Source organism: Parasphingomonas frigoris, assembly GCF_036663815.1.
In the GTDB taxonomy this organism is placed as follows: domain Bacteria; phylum Pseudomonadota; class Alphaproteobacteria; order Sphingomonadales; family Sphingomonadaceae; genus Sphingomonas.
In genome coordinates this window covers 136773-154612 of sequence record NZ_JAXOJQ010000006.1, presented here as the reverse complement: position 1 = coordinate 154612, position 17840 = coordinate 136773, and the positions used below count along the sequence as shown (strand labels likewise).

The 17840-nt window shown below is 67.0% G+C and carries 17 protein-coding genes; 10 read left to right on the top strand and 7 right to left on the bottom strand.

Translation table 11 applies throughout. The features are described 5' to 3' along the window. Nucleotides 1-30 precede the first annotated feature (30 nt). The 9 genes from U1872_RS17885 (at nucleotide 31) to U1872_RS17845 (ending at nucleotide 8186) form a co-directional block, all read left to right on the top strand. Nucleotides 31-174, top strand: a complete 144-nt coding sequence (locus tag U1872_RS17885; protein ID WP_332794274.1) for a hypothetical protein — start codon at nucleotides 31-33, stop codon at nucleotides 172-174. Between the two features lie 78 nt (nucleotides 175-252). Then, nucleotides 253-897, top strand: coding sequence for a sigma-70 family RNA polymerase sigma factor (locus U1872_RS17880; protein ID WP_332794273.1), 645 nt, complete (start codon nucleotides 253-255; stop codon nucleotides 895-897). A 281-nt stretch (nucleotides 898-1178) separates the two neighbouring features. Further along, entirely contained in the window at nucleotides 1179-3857 is a 2679-nt protein-coding gene (locus U1872_RS17875; protein WP_332794272.1) for a [protein-PII] uridylyltransferase family protein, read from the top strand. After that, the gene (locus U1872_RS17870; RefSeq protein ID WP_332794271.1) at nucleotides 3854-4321 is read left to right on the top strand and encodes a peroxiredoxin; all 468 of its coding nucleotides are present in this window, start codon (nucleotides 3854-3856) and stop codon (nucleotides 4319-4321) included. The genes U1872_RS17875 and U1872_RS17870 overlap by 4 nt, the downstream gene beginning before the upstream one ends. Before the next feature lie 223 nt (nucleotides 4322-4544). After that, nucleotides 4545-5741 carry a M23 family metallopeptidase gene (locus U1872_RS17865; protein WP_332794270.1) on the top strand — a complete coding sequence of 399 codons (1197 nt, stop codon included), beginning with the start codon at nucleotides 4545-4547 and terminating at the stop codon, nucleotides 5739-5741. A 48-nt stretch (nucleotides 5742-5789) separates the two neighbouring features. Next, a complete protein-coding gene (gene erpA / locus U1872_RS17860) occupies nucleotides 5790-6131 on the top strand; it encodes an iron-sulfur cluster insertion protein ErpA (protein WP_332794269.1) in 342 nt (113 codons plus the stop codon). A 42-nt stretch (nucleotides 6132-6173) separates the two neighbouring features. After that, entirely contained in the window at nucleotides 6174-6944 is a 771-nt protein-coding gene (gene xth / locus U1872_RS17855) for an exodeoxyribonuclease III (protein ID WP_332794268.1), read from the top strand. Nucleotides 6945-6963: 19 nt separating this feature from the next. Then, the gene (locus tag U1872_RS17850) at nucleotides 6964-7764 is read left to right on the top strand and encodes a transporter (RefSeq protein ID WP_332794267.1); all 801 of its coding nucleotides are present in this window, start codon (nucleotides 6964-6966) and stop codon (nucleotides 7762-7764) included. Between the two features lie 170 nt (nucleotides 7765-7934). After that, nucleotides 7935-8186 carry a hypothetical protein gene (locus U1872_RS17845; protein WP_332794266.1) on the top strand — a complete coding sequence of 84 codons (252 nt, stop codon included), beginning with the start codon at nucleotides 7935-7937 and terminating at the stop codon, nucleotides 8184-8186. Nucleotides 8187-8235: 49 nt separating this feature from the next. Here the strand turns inward: U1872_RS17845 and U1872_RS17840 are convergent, their stop codons facing one another. Beyond that, the gene (locus tag U1872_RS17840; RefSeq protein WP_332794265.1) at nucleotides 8236-9393 is read right to left on the bottom strand and encodes an N-acetyltransferase; all 1158 of its coding nucleotides are present in this window, start codon (nucleotides 9391-9393) and stop codon (nucleotides 8236-8238) included. 125 nt (nucleotides 9394-9518) lie between these two features. Between U1872_RS17840 and U1872_RS17835 the strand changes: the two genes are divergently transcribed. Continuing rightward, nucleotides 9519-10622, top strand: coding sequence for a fatty acid desaturase family protein (locus tag U1872_RS17835; RefSeq protein ID WP_332794264.1), 1104 nt, complete (start codon nucleotides 9519-9521; stop codon nucleotides 10620-10622). Between the two features lie 320 nt (nucleotides 10623-10942). On the opposite strand, the gene lptG is transcribed toward U1872_RS17835, so the two are convergent. From lptG to U1872_RS17805, 6 genes are all read right to left on the bottom strand, one after another. Beyond that, on the bottom strand, nucleotides 10943-12040 hold the full coding sequence (lptG, locus tag U1872_RS17830; protein WP_332794263.1) for an LPS export ABC transporter permease LptG: 1098 nt from the start codon (nucleotides 12038-12040) through the stop codon (nucleotides 10943-10945). Then, on the bottom strand, nucleotides 12037-13236 hold the full coding sequence (gene lptF / locus U1872_RS17825) for an LPS export ABC transporter permease LptF (protein WP_332794262.1): 1200 nt from the start codon (nucleotides 13234-13236) through the stop codon (nucleotides 12037-12039). The genes lptG and lptF overlap by 4 nt, the downstream gene beginning before the upstream one ends. A 90-nt stretch (nucleotides 13237-13326) precedes the next feature. Then, nucleotides 13327-15294, bottom strand: a complete 1968-nt coding sequence (locus U1872_RS17820) for an ATP-binding protein (protein WP_332794261.1) — start codon at nucleotides 15292-15294, stop codon at nucleotides 13327-13329. A 51-nt stretch (nucleotides 15295-15345) separates the two neighbouring features. Further along, entirely contained in the window at nucleotides 15346-16608 is a 1263-nt protein-coding gene (spt, locus tag U1872_RS17815) for a serine palmitoyltransferase (RefSeq protein ID WP_443025407.1), read from the bottom strand. Between the two features lie 4 nt (nucleotides 16609-16612). Beyond that, nucleotides 16613-16855: an acyl carrier protein gene (locus tag U1872_RS17810; RefSeq protein ID WP_332794260.1), complete on the bottom strand. Its 243-nt coding sequence runs from the start codon at nucleotides 16853-16855 to the stop codon at nucleotides 16613-16615. Between the two features lie 61 nt (nucleotides 16856-16916). After that, the gene (locus U1872_RS17805; RefSeq protein ID WP_332794259.1) at nucleotides 16917-17825 is read right to left on the bottom strand and encodes an NAD-dependent epimerase/dehydratase family protein; all 909 of its coding nucleotides are present in this window, start codon (nucleotides 17823-17825) and stop codon (nucleotides 16917-16919) included. Nucleotides 17826-17840 lie beyond the last annotated feature (15 nt).

Here is a 17840-nt window from a genome sequence, read left to right as displayed (position 1 = left end):
ATACGGAACCAAAACGACAGGGGGGCGCGAATGGCCGACGACGATCAGATCGAAGTGACCGGCCAGGAAGCCCGTGCCGGCGCCACCCCCCACGTGACTCGTTATGTGCTCGCCATTTCGCTCACGCTGGTCGTGGTGATCTTCGCGGCGCTGCTGGTGTATTACCAACGCTGATCCCCTGACGCGAACCGGATGATGGACTTTGCGGTCCAACGTCCCCATTTGTGTTTCGTTAAGCCGAGACTGGATTTCATGACCGACGCGATCGACCAAGACGAACAGGATATCGCGGACGCGGTCGTCGAGCATGTCCCGCTGTCGGATACCGAATTCAAGGCGCAGCTGGCGCAGGTAATCCCGCATCTGCGCGCCTTCGGTCGATCGCTGTCGGGCAATCGCGATCTCGCGGACGATCTCGTCCAGGAGACGCTGATGAAGGCGTGGGCCGCGCGCCTGCGGTTCCAGGCGGGAACCAACATGCGCGCTTGGACCTTCATCATCCTGCGCAATCTTTATCTCAGCCAGATGCGCCGTGCGCGCTTCAAGGGCGAGTGGGACGATCTGGTCGCCGACCGCATCCTTGCCGCGCCGGCCAGCCAGGACAAGCACGTCGAACTGGGCGACATGCAGCGCGCTTTGCTGCATCTCCCGCAGCCGCAGCGCGAGGCGTTGATCCTCGTCGGCGCAGGCGGCTTCGCCTATGAAGAGGCTGCGGAAATCTGCGGTGTCGCGGTCGGCACGATCAAGAGCCGCGTCGCGCGTGGCCGCGTCGCGCTCGAGGCTGTGATGAACGACAACACGCTCGCCTCACGCCGCACGCACAGCAACGAGCCGGGCATGTCGGCGCTTGACACGATCATGGGTGAAGTCGACGATCTGAGCCGCGAGCGCCGCTGACCGCGGCGAGCGCCTCATCGCACCCGCTGCGGGTCCCGATCGATCCTGTCTAGCGCGGCCATGAGGTCTGCAAACGGATCGTTGTCTTCGGCAACGACCGCATAGGCACGACGCAGGCTTGTCGACATCATGTCGGACCGGCATGGTGCACGGACCACATATGTGGACGAGCTGGCGTTTTCCGCCGCAAGGAACTGTCGCTTTGACATGGCTATACAACGGTTAAACTATCTGTTGGTTGCTAGGTATTTGTTTGGACTTGACAGTCCCTGGCTCAAACGGTGAACGCGGCTGTCGACTCGGCCACACTACAGGATGCGATCGCGCGTGCGCGTGCCTGGGCGCCGTTTCTTTCGCTCCTCATCGATCGCGAGCCAGAACTGACGGCCCAGATGGAGGCCGGCATTTTGCCTGCGCCCGCATCGCTCGCCATCACCGATCCCGCGATGCCGCCAGCGCGGCGGTTGCGGATCGAACGCCGTCGGCTCGCGCTGCGCGTCGCGATCGGCGATCTCGCCGGAGCGGACGATCTTACCGCGGTGACGCATGCGCTGTCGGACTTTGCCGATCGCGCGCTCGATCTCGCGATCCGTACCGCGATCGAGGAGCGCACGCCGGGCGCGGCGCCGCTCGGCTTCGTGGCGCTCGCGCTCGGCAAGCAAGGCAGCCGCGAGCTGAATTATTCGTCGGACATCGATCCGATCCTGTTGTTCGATCCCGCCACGCTGCCCCACCGCCCCCGCGAGAGCGCGGACGAAGCCGCGGTGCGGATCGGCAAGCGTGTGGTTGAGATTCTCCAGGCGCGCGACGGCGACGGCTATGTCGTGCGCGTCGACCTGCGGTTGCGCCCGTCGCCCGAGATCACGCCGATCGCGCTGTCGGTCGATGCGGCCATTTCCTATTACGAATCGCTCGCGCTGCCGTGGGAGCGCGCCGCCTTCATCCGCGCGCGCGCCGCCGCCGGCGACATCGCGATGGGCGAGCGGTTCCTCGCCGCGATCCAGCCGTTCGTGTGGCGCCGCGCGCTCGATTTCGGCGCGATTGGCGAGATCCGCGGCATTTCGCGAAGGATCCGCGACCATTATGCGCGCGGGCAGGCGTTTGGCGCCGGCTTCGATCTCAAGCGCGGGCGCGGCGGGATCCGCGAGGTCGAATTCTTCACCCAGATCCACCAGCTGATCCACGGCGGGCGTGATCCGGCTTTACGCAATCCCGCCACGCGCGCGGCGCTGTCGGCACTGGCGCAGGCGGGGTGGGTCGACCCCGCCGAGGCGACCGCGCTGATCGCGGCCTACACGCTGTTCCGCACGATCGAGCACCGCGTGCAGATGATCGAGGATCGCCAGACGCATCAATTGCCGAGCGGCGATGCGCTCGACGGGGTGGCCAGGTTACACGGGCTTTCCGATGCCGGCGCGCTGCTCGAAATGCTGCGGCCGCATGTCGCGGCGACGGCGCGCAGCTACGACGCGCTCGACCCCGACGATGGCGATGCGCTGTCGTTCGGCCACGACCATCTCGTCGCGCAACTGGCCGCGGCGGGCTTTGGCGAGCCCGTCGCGGCGGCGCAGCGGATCGAGCAATGGCGTGGCGGCGGCTATCCCGCGCTGCGCAGTCCGGCGGCGCGCGCGGCGCTCGAGGCGGTGCTGCCCGGCCTGATCGCCGCGCTCGGTGGCGCGCCCGACCCGGCGGGGGCGATCGTGCGGCTCGATCGGATGCTCGCGCGACTGTCGAGCGCGGTGAATTTCTTCCGCTTGCTCGAGGCGCGGCCGGCGCTGGCGCGATTGCTCGGTCTGATCCTCAGCCATGCCGAGACGCTCGCCGAGGAGCTGGCGCGGCGCCCCGAACTGATCGACGGCCTGATCGATTCGACCGCGCTCGATCCGGTGGGTGATGTCGCGTCGCTCGCAGCGGAAATGGCGGGCGGGGCGGATTATCAGGCGCGACTCGACCATGTCCGCCGCGTGGTCGGCGAGAAACGCTTCGCGCTCGGTACGCAGATTATCGCCGGGGCCGCCGATCCGCTCGACGTCTCGGCCGGCTATGCCCGCGTCGCCGAGGCGGCGATCCGCGTGCTCGCCGCCGCGACGATCGCCGAATTCGCCGGCGCGCACGGCCGCGTGCCAGGCAGCGAACTGGTGATCCTCGCGCTCGGGCGGATGGGTGGGGGCGCGTTGACGCATGCCTCCGATCTCGACCTGATCTATCTGTTCACCGGCGACTATCTCGCTGAATCCGATGGGCCGAAACCGCTCGGCGCGGTGCTCTATTACAACCGGCTGGCGCAGCGGATCAGCGCCGCCTTGTCGGTGCCGACCGCGTCGGGGCCGCTCTACGAGATCGACACGCGGCTGCGCCCGTCGGGTACGCAGGGGCCGCTCTGCGTCTCGATCGACGGCTTCGCGCGCTATCAGCGCGAGAGCGCCTGGACGTGGGAGCATATGGCGGTGACGCGCGCGCGCGTCGTGTTCGGCGGGGACGACGCCGCCGCGACGGTCGGCGCGATCATCGATCGCGTGCTGCGCGGCGATCGCCCGCAGCGCGACGTCATCGCCGATGCAACCGCGATGCGCGCTGACATGGCGGCGCACAAGCCGCCGCTCGGTCCGCTCGATGCCAAGCTGCTGCCGGGCGGGCTCGTCGATCTCGAATTTGCGGTGCACATGGTCCAGCTCGAGACCGGGCTCGGGGTCGACCCCAATCTGAGCCGCGCGATCGTCGCGCTGATCGCCGCCGGGCGCGCGCCATCGGCGATGCTGGCGGCGCATGACGTGCTGACCCGGCTGCTCGTCACGCTGCGGCTCGTCGCGCCTGACGCGCAGCCGCCGGGGGCCGCGACGCAGGAGCTGGTCGCGCAGGCGCTCGGGATGGGCGATTGGGCGGCGGTGATTGCCTCGTTGGCGACGACGCGGCAGGAGGTGGCGGCGTGGCTGGCGCAGGTTGAACGGAGGACGGCATGACGATCGAACACGGTGACCCGCTTCCAGCGATCGACCTGGTCCTGCCGGCGGGCGAGCGCATGTCGCTGGCCGAGCGACGCGGGCGCCCCTTCGTGCTCTATTTCTACCCGAAGGACGACACGAGCGGTTGTACGCGCGAGGCGCAGGATTTCAGCGCGCTCTATCCCGAGTTCCAGGCCCTCGGCGCCGATGTGCTCGGCGTATCGCGCGACACGCCGGCTAAGCACCAGAAGTTCATCGCCAAATATGCTCTCGCCGTGCCGCTGGCGAGCGACGAGGAGGGGGCCGTGCTCGAAGCGTTCGGCGTCTGGGGCGAAAAGAAATTGTACGGCAAGACCTATATGGGGATCGAGCGCGCGACCTTCCTGTTCGACGCCGCCGGCGTGCTGGCGCGCAGTTGGCGCAAAGTGAAAGTGCCCGGCCATGTCGACGAGGTACTCGCCGCAGTTAGGGCGCTAACCTAAGTGATTCCGTGCGATCTGCGGATTTTACGACTGGCGCTGACGTCATTTTCAACGACTCGCCGTGTCACCCTGCCGCTTGGCCGCGCCGGGCGGAACTAAGCCTTGCGTGAGTCGCACCCGATCCGTCAGACACTAACCGTCCGGGGCAGGGGGGCTGTACCCGGGCGATAGAGGGGCGGGCGCTGGCATATTCCGGCAATCGCAATTTGATCGTCGGGGTCCAATGAACCGAATTTCTATCGCGTCTGGTGTGCGGCTCGTGTCGCAGGTTAAGACTTACTTCAAGACCCGGGATTTCATTTTCCACGACGGCCGCGACCTCAAGCGTTTCAGCCTCGGCGCGCGCGCCCAGGCGATGATGGCCGGTGTGGCCGGCGTCACCCTCTGCTTCTCGGCATATGGCGTGGCGCAGGCTGCGGTTGGCGCAGCAGCGCTCAGCGGCATCGTCGGCGCGCCGCTCTCCCCAGAAGCCAAGGTCGCGCAGATGCAGGTCCGCGTCAGCAAGATGCAGGCCGATGTCGCCACCATCAAGGCCGCCGCGCAGGCGCATGCCGCACGGATCGACCAGCGCCAGGCGCTGCTCGTCGCGGTCGTTTCGGGCAAGGGCGATGTCGCCGCACTGTCCAAGCCGACCCCGAGTGTCGATCCGAAGGCCGATGCGCTCGCCGCCGACGTCGTCGCACCGCTCAAGAAGGTCGAGCAGCAGCAGGTCGCCGTCGCCGCGCAGGCGCGTCGCGTCGTCGACCAGCGTTTCGCCAAGACGGTCGCGCATGTCCGCAGCCTCGGGCTCAACCCGGCGCGGATCGTTGCCAAGCAGCAGCCGGCGATGGGTGGCCCGTTCGAAGCCGCCGACAGCGCCGCGACCGAGGCCGACCTGCGTGCCGACACGCAGTTCCGCTCGCTGTTCATGACCTGGAAGAAGCTCGACACGCTCCAGCAGGGCGTCATCGCGATCCCCTCGGCACAGCCGGTCGCGCATCTCAATTACACCAGCAATTACGGGATCCGCTCGGATCCGTTCCGCGGCACTGCGGCGATGCACGCCGGCGTCGACATCCCCGGCCCGGTCGGCACGCCGATCTACGCCACCGCCGACGGTCTGGTCGACCGCGCCGAGCGCGCCGGCGGCTATGGCAACATGGTCGAGCTCGACCACGGCAAGGGCATCCAGACGCGCTACGGCCATCTCTCGAAGATCCTGGTCGAGCCGGGCACGCGCGTCCACCGCGGCCAGCTGATCGCGCTGATGGGCTCGACCGGTCGCTCGACCGGCCCGCATCTCCATTATGAGGTCCGGATCGACGGTCATGCGGTCAATCCGGTGCCGTTCCTGCAGACCGCCGACTATCTCGTCGCGGCGCAGGACAAGTCGATCACTACGATCCCGGTCTCGGTCGGCGGACCTGCTGCCGCCGACTGAGTTTCGCGATCGGTTGCCGTTGCCCAAGCGAAGGCCTATCTTGCTGACATGGCCACCATCCTCGCTCCCGAAATCGCCCTGACCCCGTCGGCCGCCGCGCGCGTCGCGGCGATCGCGGCCAAGCAGGGCAAGCCTGCCATCCTGCGACTGTCGGTCGATGGCGGGGGGTGCTCGGGCTTCCAGTACAAGTTCGGTTTTGCCGATTCGGTCGATGCCGACGATTCCGTCGCCGAACAGGACGGGGTGCGCCTCGTCGTCGATTCGATCAGCCTCGATCTCGTTCGCGGTTCGGCGGTCGACTATGTCGAGGAGCTTGGCGGCGCCGCGTTCAAGGTGACCAACCCGCAGGCAGCTTCGGGTTGCGGTTGCGGTTCCAGCTTCTCGGTGTAACGTCCGCCCCGAAGCCGCATTTCGGCTCGGGGACTTGCACGCGTGAAGATCGTCACTTTCAATATCAATGGTATCAAGGCGCGCTTGCCGCGCCTGCTCGAATATCTTGCCGAGCAGCAGCCCGACGTGGTGTGCCTGCAGGAGCTCAAGACCAGCGACGAGACCTTTCCCGAAGCCGATATCCGCAATGCGGGCTACGGTGTCGTCTGGCACGGGCAGAAGAGCTGGAACGGCGTGGCGATCCTCGCCAAGGGGCAGGATCCGGTCGAGACGCAGCGCGGCCTGGAGGGCGAGCCCGAGGACGAGCAGAGCCGCTATCTCGAGGCCGAGGTCGACGGCGTGACGATCGCGTCGATCTACCTGCCCAACGGCAACCCGCGGCCGGGGCCGAAATTCGATTACAAATTGCGCTGGATGGAGCGGCTCGCGGCGCGTGCGCGCGTGCTGCTGGCGCAGGAGACGCCGGTCGTGCTGGCGGGCGATTACAACGTCATCCCGAATGATGACGACACCTATTCGGTGCGCGCGATGCAGGAGGATGCGCTGATGCAGCCCGAGAGCCGCGCCGCCTTTCGCACGCTCGTCGCACAGGGCTGGACCGACGCGCTGCGCACGCGGCATCCCGGCGGCGGGGTGTGGACCTTCTGGGACTATCAGGCGGGCGCTTGGCAGCGCGACGCCGGGTTCCGCATCGACCATCTGCTGCTTAGCCCGATCGCGGCGGACCGGTTGATCGACGCTGCGGTCGACAAGGACTATCGCGCACGCGAAAAGGCCAGCGACCACGCCCCGACCTGGGTGACGTTGCGCTAGCGAAGCATAAGGGGGGCACATGAAGATCCATCACTGGCTCGGCGCGATCGGCGCGCTGCTGGCCAGCGCTTCGGCGCACGCGCAGGACCGCGATTATTGCCCGACCCGACCGGGCCTCAACACGACGCCGTGCACGATCTCGCCCAAGCGCGTCTCGGTCGAGACCGCGCTGACCGACTGGACGCTCGAGGACCAGAGCGACATGCGCACCGACACCGTGCTGTTCGCCGACACGATCGTGCGCGTCGGCGTGACCGACACGATCGAGGCGCAGGTCGGCTGGTCGCCCTACGGCCATGTCCGCACGCGCGACACGATGAGCGGCATGGTCGATCGCGCCGGGCGCGTTGGCGACGTGACGCTGGGCTTCAAGGCCAATCTGCAGAACCCCGATGGAAAGGGGCTGTCGATCGCGCTGTTGCCGATGCTGACGCTGCCGGTCGGTCGCACACCCGTCGGGGCAGGGGATTGGGGGGCCGCGTTGCTCGTGCCCGTCACGTACGACCTGAGCGACACGCTCAACCTCGCCATGACGAGCGAGATCGACGCCGCGGTCGACGAGGATGGCCATGGCCGCCACTTCGCTGCGTCGCAGGTCGTCGGGCTCGGCATCAAGCTCTCGCGGCAGCTGCAGGGGACGATCGAGGTCCAGGCGCTGCGCGACGAGGATCCCGATGGCAAGACGACGCAGCTGCTTGCCTCGCCCTCGCTAGCGTGGCAGCCGACCGACGATTTGCAGCTCGATATCGGCGCAGTCGCGGGGCTCAACCGGTCGGCGCCCACGGTCGAACTCTATCTCGGCGTGTCGCGGCGCTTCTGACGCCAGCCTTTGGTGCGGGACGCCGATCTGTGGTGTCTCGCACCGCTATTTTGCGAGCCTAAAATCCATAAGTCCCTGTAAAACAAGGATTTTAGTGTTTGGCATGAGTAATGCACTGCTACAGGTGCGGGCGACATAATCGGACCCGCCAACCCTGTGGAGGACCGACCATGACCAACCTTTTCCTGATCGCATCGACGCTGCTGAGCCTCGCCCCCGTGGCACCCGCAACGCGCGATGCGCGTCCGGCCGCAGCCACCGTCGCGGCGGGCACCGAGATGCCGACCTCGCGCGTAGCTGCCCCCGCGGCGCAGCGCTATTGCGTGGTTTCGGACGTCACCGGATCGCGCATCGCGCGGCGGGTGTGCCAGACGCGCGCCGACTGGCTGAAGGACGGCTTCGATCCGCTTGCGACGCGCTGATCCGCACCCAGTGCCGTGCCGATTGGGGCACGGCACTGGCGGGAGGCTGTTAAAGCGTCTTTTCGAAGATCCAGTAGCGCTTGTTGATGTCGCACTGGATCGCCTCGGCGATCGAGCGCATCCCCTGATTGTCCTCGAGGATCCAGCCGATCTCGCCGCGCGTCGCGCCATAGTTCGCGACAGAGGCGTCCTTGATATACTGGATCAGCATGAAGGCGAGCTGGCTTGCCAGCCGCGACGATTGCAGTTCCTTGAGCACGCCCATCAGCGGCACGCGCATCGTCTTGACCTTGGGGCGGCGCAGAAACAGCAGCAACTTCGCCCAGCCGAACGGGAGCAGATTGCCCTTCAGCGGCATGATCGCCTCGTTGAGATCGGGCAGCGTGATCATGAAGGCGACCGGCCGCCCGTCGAGCTCGGCGATGCGGATCAGGTCGTTGAACACGATCGGCTTCAATTTCACGCCGACGTCCTTGATCTCGGGCGGGGTGAGGGGCACGAACCCCCAATTGTCCGACCAGGCGTCGTTGAGGATGGCGAGGATGATCGCTGCTTCCTCCTCGAACTTGGTCTTGTCGACCAAGCGGATCTTGATCCGCGGATTCTTCTCGCCCGAGGCGATGATCCGCTGCAGCAGCGGCGGGAAATCCTTGGTGATGTCGAGCTCGTAGGTCAGCAGTTCCTTGACCTTGTGATAGCCCGCCGCCTCGATCCAGCCGCGATACTCGGGCTTGGCGTGGCCCATCATGATCGTCGGCGGGTGATCGAAGCCCTCGACCAGCAGGCCCGGCTCTTCCCAGATCGACATGCTGATCGGGCCGAGCGCGCGGGTCATGCCCTGGCTGCGCAGCCAATCCTCGGCCTGCGCGATCAACGCCTGCGCGATCGTCGCGTCCTCGGCGTCGAGCAGCCCCCATTGGCCGCAACCCGGACCGAAGCCCTGCGCCGGGTCCATCGTCAGCGCGAGCGTGTCGATATGTGCCGAGATCCGTCCGACCACCACGCCGCCGCGCTCGGCCAGGAAGAGCTGCGCCTTGGCGTGGCTGAACCAGCCGTTCTTGGCCGGGGTGATCAGCCCGAGCGCTTCGCCCTTGAGCGGCGGGACCCAGTTGGGATCGTTGGCATAAAGGCGAAAAGGCAGGTCGACGAAGCGCTTGCGATCGGCCTTGCTGTCGATCGGGCGGACAGAGAATGCGGCACTGGCCATTGAGAAATACCCCGGAGAAGCGTCGAGGAGCCCTCTCGCTTGCGCCGAGCGCTGTCAAGCCATGGGCATTTCGCCCCCTGTTACTGCCACCATCTAGCCACTATCTTCTTGCAATGGCACCTTTGATGACCACACCCTCGCTCTCGCTCGATCCGCGCATGGCCGCGCCGTCCCAGACTGCCGGGCGCGTCGTGGCGCCCGGCATCGCCGACGATCGCGCGATGCTGCGCACCGTCGCCGAGCTTACGCGCGACCTGACCGCGCCAAACCCGACGATATATTGGACCGATCTCTTGCTGTCGGCCGGGCTCGGCTATGGCGCGCTCGCGGTCGCGCTGACGACGGGCTCGCTCGGATTGGGGCTCGTCGCGGGGTTGGTCGCGGTGCTCGCATTGTATCGCGCGGGCAGCTTCATCCACGAAATCACCCATATGCGGCATGCGTCGCTGCCCGGCTTCAGGCTCGGGTGGAACCTGATCGCGGGGGTTCCATTGCTGGTGCCGAGCTTCATGTACGAAGGCGTGCACAATCTGCACCACGCTCGCACGCGCTACGGCACCGCCGAGGATCCCGAATATTTGCCGCTCGCGCTGATGAAGCCGTGGACGCTGCCGGTCTTCCTGCTGACCTCGATCCTCGCGCCGATCGCGTTGCTGCTGCGCTACGGCGTGCTCAGCCCGCTGTCGCTCGTCATTCCCGGCCTGCGCCGCACGCTGATCGAGCGCTACTCGTCGCTGTCGATCAATCCCGCCTTCCGGCGCCGGATGCCCGAGGGCGACGTCGCGCGCCAGATGGTCGGGCTCGAGATTGCGTGCAGCATCTGGGCGATCACGCTGATCACGCTGATCGCGACCGGGGTTTTCCCGCTCGGCAAGGTCGCGATCCTCGCGGCAATCGTCGCGTGCGTCTACGTTCTCAACCAGGTCCGCACGCTGGTCGCGCACCTGTGGGAGAATGAGGGCGAGACGATGACGGTCACCGCGCAATATCTCGACTCGGTCAACGTGCCGCCGCCGGCCGTGCTGCCGGTGCTGTGGGCACCGGTCGGCTTGCGCTATCACGCGCTGCACCACCTGATTCCAGCAGTGCCGTATCACGGCCTGGCCGAGGCGCATCGGCGCCTGTCGGCGGCGCTGGCGCCCGAATCGCCGTATCACAAGGCGAGCTACTCGGGGTTGCCGGGGCTGGTGGCGCGGCTGGTGCGCAGCACGATGGGCGCGCGGGGCTAGGCGCTCAGGCCATCGGGTGACCTCTAGCGTGAGCGGCGGGTTCTCCTGATCCTGATCGGCGCACATCGTCCGGCTCTTGCACGGCAGACTGGCGTCGCTTCACCCGGCCATACCACCCACCGTTCGCCCTGAGCTTGTCGAAGGGCACCTGTCAGCAGGCGACGGGCCCGCATGATGAGGGCAGGGCTTCGATAGGCTCAGCCCGAACGGATTTGGGCTATCCCGCGAAAACGAAGATGTCATCCCCAGCGCGATACGCCGTCTGCTGGCGTCGTTCAGGGTCAAGCTGAGTCATCAGCCCTCCCCAGCGTATCGGGACGCTATTCCTCGGTGCGGATCAGCACCGCCTCGCCGATCATCAGGAACAGCAGGAACGGCGCCCAAGCGGCAAGGAAGGGCGGGTAGGCGCCGAGATTGCCCATCGCCAGCGCGAAATTGTCGGCGACGAAATAGAAGAAACCGAGCATCATCCCGATCACCGCGCGGACGAACAATTTGCCCGAACGGGCGAGGCCGAAGGCGGCGACCGCGCCGAGCAGCGGCATCAGGATCGACGAGAGCGGGCCCGCCAGTTTGTGCCACATCGCGCCCTCGAGCGCCTTGGTCGGGCGGCCGCCGGCACGCAGGTCAGCGATTGCCGCGCGCAGCGCGCCGAACGACAGCCCGTTGGCGTCGATGGTGGCGAGCGTGAACTGGTCGGGCTGTACGTCGCGCCCGATGACGACCGACGCGAGCTTGGTGAGCTTGCCGCTCGCCACGTCGAAGCGCGTCGCCGGGCCGACCTTCCAGCCGTTGGGATCGCGCACCCCGGTCTTGGCCGAGATGATCGCGACGAGATTGCCGCCTTCGCGATCGAACAGCGTGATCCCGCCGAGCCTGGCGGCAGTGCCATGTCCGCGCACCTGGTCGACCTGGATCAGGTCGTCGCCGTCGCGCACCCACACGTTGGCGCGGTCGCCGCGGTCGATCGGCATCGGGCCATATTCGACCTTCTGCCACTGGTTGAGCGTCGCGGTCGCGCGGCTGACGATGCGGTCGTTGAACGCAAAGGAGATGATCGCCACGCCGAGGCTGGCGATCAGCAGCGGCGCGAGCACCTGATGCGCCGACAGGCCCGACGCCTTGAGCGCGATCACTTCGCTATTCTGGTTGAGCGTCGACAGCGTCACGATCGTGCCGAGCAGCACCGAGAAGGGCAGGAACTGCGCGATGATCTCGGGGATGCGCAGCGTCAGATAGCGCAGGATCTCGGGCTGCCCGTTGCCGGCATGCGCGAGGATGTGGCCCGATTCGGTCAACAGATCCAGCGCCTGCAGCACGAGCACGAGCATCGCCAGCACCGCGAAGGTGCGGATCAGGAACATCTTGCCCATGTAGAGCGAGACGGTGCGCGACGGGAACAGTTCGAGCGAGATCATGCCTTGGCGCCCTTGTCGCGACGGCCGGGAAGAAGCTTGCCGAGCGCCTTGCCGAGCTTGGCGAAGACGCGTTCGAGCGCGCCGATCGGTTGCCCGCCGGGGACGAAGGCGATCGTGTAGAACATCCACAGCGTCAGCCCGGCAAAGACCAGGAACGGCACCCAGATCGCGACCAGCGGATCGATCTTGCCGAGCCCGCCGACCGCCTGCGCATATTCGTTCACCTTGTGATAGGCGACGATCATGATGATCGCGAGGAACACGCCGAGCGCCGAGGTCGAGCGCTTGGGCGGCACGCCGAGCGCGAGCGCGAGCAGCGGCAGCAGCAGGATCGACAGCACTTCGGCGGTGCGGAAGTGGAAGGCGGCGCGGCTGGTGTCGCGCAATTCCTTGTCGGCCGAGCGATCGCTGCCGATCCGCGCGAGCTCGGGCAGCGTGCGTTCGAGATTCTCGCCGCCGCGGACACGGAAATTCTCGGTCTTGGGCAGCGGGATCGGCAGGTCGTTGATGCTGAAGCGCAGCACGCGCGGCGTGGCGACCTTGGCCTCGGTGCGGATCAGCGTGCCGTTGGTGAGGCGGAAGATGATCTCGTCGGGATTGTCGGTCGCGAAGAACTGCCCGCTCGCCGCGGTCACCGCGATCGAGCCGCCCTTGCCGTCGTCGCGGCGCAGGAAGATGCCCGACAGCTTGCGGCCGTTGTCGTGGCTCTCTTCGATCCGCAGCGTCATGTTGTTGCCGAAGTGGGTGAACTCGCCGACCTTGATCGACGCGCCGAGCGCACCGGTGCGCAGCTCGAAGCGCAGCTTCTCGTAATTGTAGCGCGCGTCGGGCTGGACGAAGCCGACGATCGCCAGGTTGAGCAGGCCGAGCGTGATCGCATAGATGTAGGGCACGCGCAGCATCCGCGGATAGCTCATGCCGACCGCGCGCATCACGTCGAGCTCGGACGAGGTGGAGAGCTTGCGGAAGGCGAGCAGCGTGCCGAGCAGCAGCCCGACCGGGATGCCGAGCCCGAAATATTCGGGGAGCAGGTTGGCGAGCATCCGCCACACCACGCTCACCGGGCCGCCCTCGGTCGCGACGAAGTCGAACAACCGCAGCATGCGGTCGAGCACCAGCAGCATCGCGAAGATCACCAGCGTCGAGAAGAGCGGCACCGCGATCAATCGGGCGAAATAGCGGTCGATGGATTTCATGGGCGAGGGAGCAGCGCTTCTGGCCGGAGGGGAGGGGTGACCCGCATCATCCGCCTATATCGGCGGGCAGGCGCGCCGTCAGCTACCAAATCACGCCGCCGCGACGCTGGGCTGCGCCGCACCCTTGGCGGGGTGCGGCGGGCGATCTTTCACCGCGTTGGCGACGGCGCGCTCGAGCCCGACCAGCGTGAACGGCTTGCGCAGCACATGATGTCCGCCGAATTCGGCTTCGCCACCGGCTTCGCCGGCATAACCGGTGACGAACAGCACCGCCATGTCGGGGCGGTGGGTCAGCAGCGCCGCGACCATTTCGGGGCCGGTCTGCCCCGGCATGAGCACGTCCGACACCAGCAGATCGACGTGCCCGATCCGGTCGAGCAGCGCCGCGGCGGCGAGCGGATCGTCACACGAGATCGGGCGGTGGCCGAGCTCCTCTAGCGCGCCTATCGTCGCCGCGAGCACGCGCGGATCGTCCTCGACGACGAGGATGTCGAGCGTGGCCTGCACCACGGGTTCGGCCGGCACGGACTCGGGGCTTGGCGCGGTCGGCACGGCCTCGGAATGGCGCGGCAGGTAGAGAGTGACGGTCGTGCCTTCGCCGACCACCGACTGCAGCCCGACCTGGCCATCGGCCTGGCGGACGTAGGCGAACACCTGACTGAGGCCGAGCCCGGTGCCCTTGCCCGCGGGCTTGGTCGTGAAGAACGGTTCAAAGACGCGATCGAGCAGGTCGGGCGCCATGCCGCAGCCCGAATCGGCGACGCTGAGCGCGACATATTCGCCCGCCACGCAGGTCCCGATCGCCCCCTCGGCGAGCGTCACCCCCGCCGCCGTGATCGTCAATTGTCCGCGCCCGTTCATCGCATCGCGCGCGTTGACCGCGAGGTTGAGCATCGCATTCTCGAGCTGGTGCCGATCCGAGCGCACCAGCCATTCGGCGTTGGGACCGGCCCGGACCTCGACCGAAACACCGTCGCCGAGCGTCCGGTCGAGCAGGTCGGACATGCCACGCACCAGGCCGACCGGCTCGATCGGTTCGGTGCGCAAGGCTTCCTCGCGTGAGAAAGCGAGCAGCTGGCGGGTCAGCGCGGCGGCGCGGTTGGCACCCTCGGTGGCATTGTCGATATGGCGGTGCGCGGCTTCCGGATCGGTCCCGAGCTGCCGCTTAGCGAGTTCGAGTCCGCCGAGAACGACCGCGAGCATATTGTTGAAATCATGCGCGATGCCGCCGGTAAGCTGACCGACTGCCTCCATCTTCTGCACCTGCCGCAGCTTGCTCTCCTGCGCCAGCAGCACCGCCGAGGCGCGCGCGACGGCGGCCTCGAGCTGGATCGCGCGATCGCGTTCGGCCTCGGCCTCGGCGCGGGCAACCGCGCGCTGGCCGAGCGCGCTGACCGTCAGCCAGCCGAGCGCCACCACCCCGAGGAGCAGCAGGATGCCGAGCACGGAAAGCGCGCTGGCCAGTTCGCTCGAGCGCGTGACCGAGTGCAGGGCATCGCCGGCCCGACGCGCGAGCAGGACGCGCTCCTGCACGCCGATCTTGTCGAGCAACGAATCGATCTCGCCCAGCGCGGCACTGTCGCGGGCCTGGTAATAGAGCGGCACCGCCTGCGCATTGCGCTTGTAAAAGGTGTTGAGCGCGATGGTCGACAATTCGCTGCCGCGCGCATCGAAGGCGCGGTGGAGCGGTTTGATCAGCGCCTGCTGTTCGGGGTTGTCGCGGGTGATCTGGCCGAGCCGGGCGATTTGCTGGCCCGCCAGTTGCCAGTCCGCCGAATAGGCCTGGCCGAGATTGGTGTCGGCGCTGATGACATAGCGCCCGAGCGAGGCCTCGGCACGCGCGATCGTTCCCGACAGGCTGGCCGACAGGATCATCACGTCATAGCTGTGGGTCTGCGCCTGCAGCGCGCGGTCGCGCTGACGATTGGCCTCGCCGAGCGTGAGGATCAGGCCGACAAGCACGGCAACGCCGAGCGCGGCCATCACGACCAGCGTGATGGTGCGCCAAACCGTGCCCGGCATGATGCCGCCGGTCGTCTCGCCCGCTGTCCCGCTCATCGGGTTGGTCTATCCCAAGGCACGACCCATGAACAGGGCCGCGCGATCGCGTCAGCCGATAACCCCGGTCGCCCGCCCCGCCGCTTCGAACATCTGCAGCACGGTGGCGATCTGCGCCGGCGTATGCTCGGCGCAGAGCGAACAGCGCAGCAGGAAGGTGCCTGCCGGCGTCGCGGGCGGGCGCGCCATGTTGACGTACAGCCCGCCGTCGAGCAGGGCCTGCCACATCGTCACGGCCTGTTCCTGATCGTCGAGGATGATCGCGATGATCGCGCTGTCGGGCTTCTCGGTACCGAGCTCGAAGCCGAGCGCCTTGAGGCCGCCGTGGAGCGAACGGGCATTGTCCCACAACTGGGCGCGCTTCTTGTGCGCGTGCTTCAACTTGCGGATCGAGGTCGCCGCGGTCGCGACGACCGACGGCGGCAGCGAGGCGGTGAAGATATAGGGACGGCACGCCAGGCGGATCGCCTCGAACTTGGGGTGGTTCGACACGCAGAAACCGCCGACCGTGCCGACCGACTTGGAGAAGGTGCCGATGATGAAGTCGACATCGGCCTCGCAGCCCTGCTCCTCATACACGCCGCGGCCGTTGGGGCCGTAGAAGCCCATCGAATGCGCTTCGTCGCTCAGTACCATCGCGCCATGCTTCTTGGCGACCGCGACCATTTCCTTGAGCGGCGCGATATCGCCGAGCATCGAATAGACGCCCTCGAGGATGACGAGCTTGCCGGCGTCCTTGGGCAGGCGGCCGAGGCGCTTGTCGAGATCGTTCACGTCGTTGTGGCGGAAGCGGACGATCTCGGCATTGCCCTGCTTGCAGCCGTCATAGATCGAGGCGTGGCTGTCGGCGTCGAGGATGACATATTCGCCCTTGCCGACAAGCGTCGAGATCATCCCGAGATTGGCCATGTAGCCCGTCGAGAAGACGATCGCGCCCGACACGTCGTAGAAATCGCGCAGTGCGTCCTCGACTTCCATATGGTCACGGAAGGTGCCGTTGAGCATCCGGCTGCCATTGGTGCCCGAGCCGAACTGGTCGAGCGCGGCGTGGCCCGCCGCGATCACGTCCGGATCGAAGGTCATGCCCATATAATTGTAGGTGCCGAGCAGGATCGTGTCGCGACCGGCGATCACCGCCTCGGTTGGCGACTTCACCTGCTCCATCACGATCGCGAACGGATCAGTCACGCCAGTGTCGATCAGCGCCTGGCGTTCGGCGATCAGCGCGTCGAATTTCGACATCAGGTCGCGTTCCGGCGCGACCTCGACGGGATCGACGGGCAGCTTCTCTGCGACAAGGCCAGCATCGGTCATCGAATCACCCCTTCAACTTGGCAACGGCGTCGACCAGCTGGCCGACGGTTTCGATCTCGGCCTGCATGTTCATCGTGATGATGATCTCGAATTTGTCCTCGATCGCGGCGACGAAATCCATCACCGTCAGGCTGTCCCATTCGAGATCGCCCTGAAAGGTCGTCGCATCGCTCAGCGTCACGCCCTTTTTGTTGAAGGGTTCGATCTGTGCGGTGACGGTATCGTAAATGGCCTGGCGGTCGCTCATGGTCGGTCCTTGATAACTCTCATCGTCGATGCCGCATAAATGCGGCAGCTTTGCAGCAAGCCTATAGCAAGCCGTTGGCGCGATACCATGCCACCGTCTCGGCAAAGCCGGTCGTGGTATCGACCTTGGGGCGCCACAAAGCGGGGTCGGGGCGTTTCGCCGGGTCGGCGACCCAGTCGGTATGAGAGAGATAGCCGACGCGGTCGGCGGTGAGCTTCGCACCGTTGCCGCGAAACGCTCCGTCGAGTTTCGCGCCGAGCGTCAGGATCGCCTTGGGGAGCGCGATCGGCAGCACGCGGTGTTGCCCGGCAGCGACGCCCATCGCGCGGACCATCTCGGAATGGCTCCAGCCACCCGGGCGGCCGTCGTCGGGTTCGAGAATCAGCCGCGGCGTTGGGTGTGTGGCGAGAACGATCAGCAGATCGGCGATGTCATCGGCGGCGATGATCGACGCGCGGCCACCGGGCGGCAGCAAAGCGACGCCGCGCTTGGCCATGCGGAACAGGTCGCGCATCTCCATGTCGCCGGGCCCGTAAATGGCGGGCGGGCGCACGACCACCCACTCAAGCTGCGACGCGGCGAGGACGCGTTCCGATTCGGCTTTCGACCAGCCGTAATTGGACAGCAAGGGCTCACGCCCGGCGATCGAGGAGACGTGGACGAAGCGCTTCACACCGGCGCGGGTCGCGGCATCGATCATCGCTTGCGTGCCGGCGATATTACCCGCGGCAAAACCCGCGCGGTCGGGCGCGTTGACCACGCCGGCGATGTGGACGACCGCGTCCGACCCCATGACGAGGCGATCGAGCGCGTCGGGCGTGTCGAGCGCGCCTTCGACCCACGTCACACCTGCGCGCGGTGGCTGCGGGCGGCGGGTAAGCGCGCGGACGTCGTGTCCGGCGGCGAGCGCGAGCGTGATGGCGTGCGATCCGACGAAGCCGGTGCCGCCGGTAAGGGCCAGGACGCTCATGAAGTGGGTTCCTTC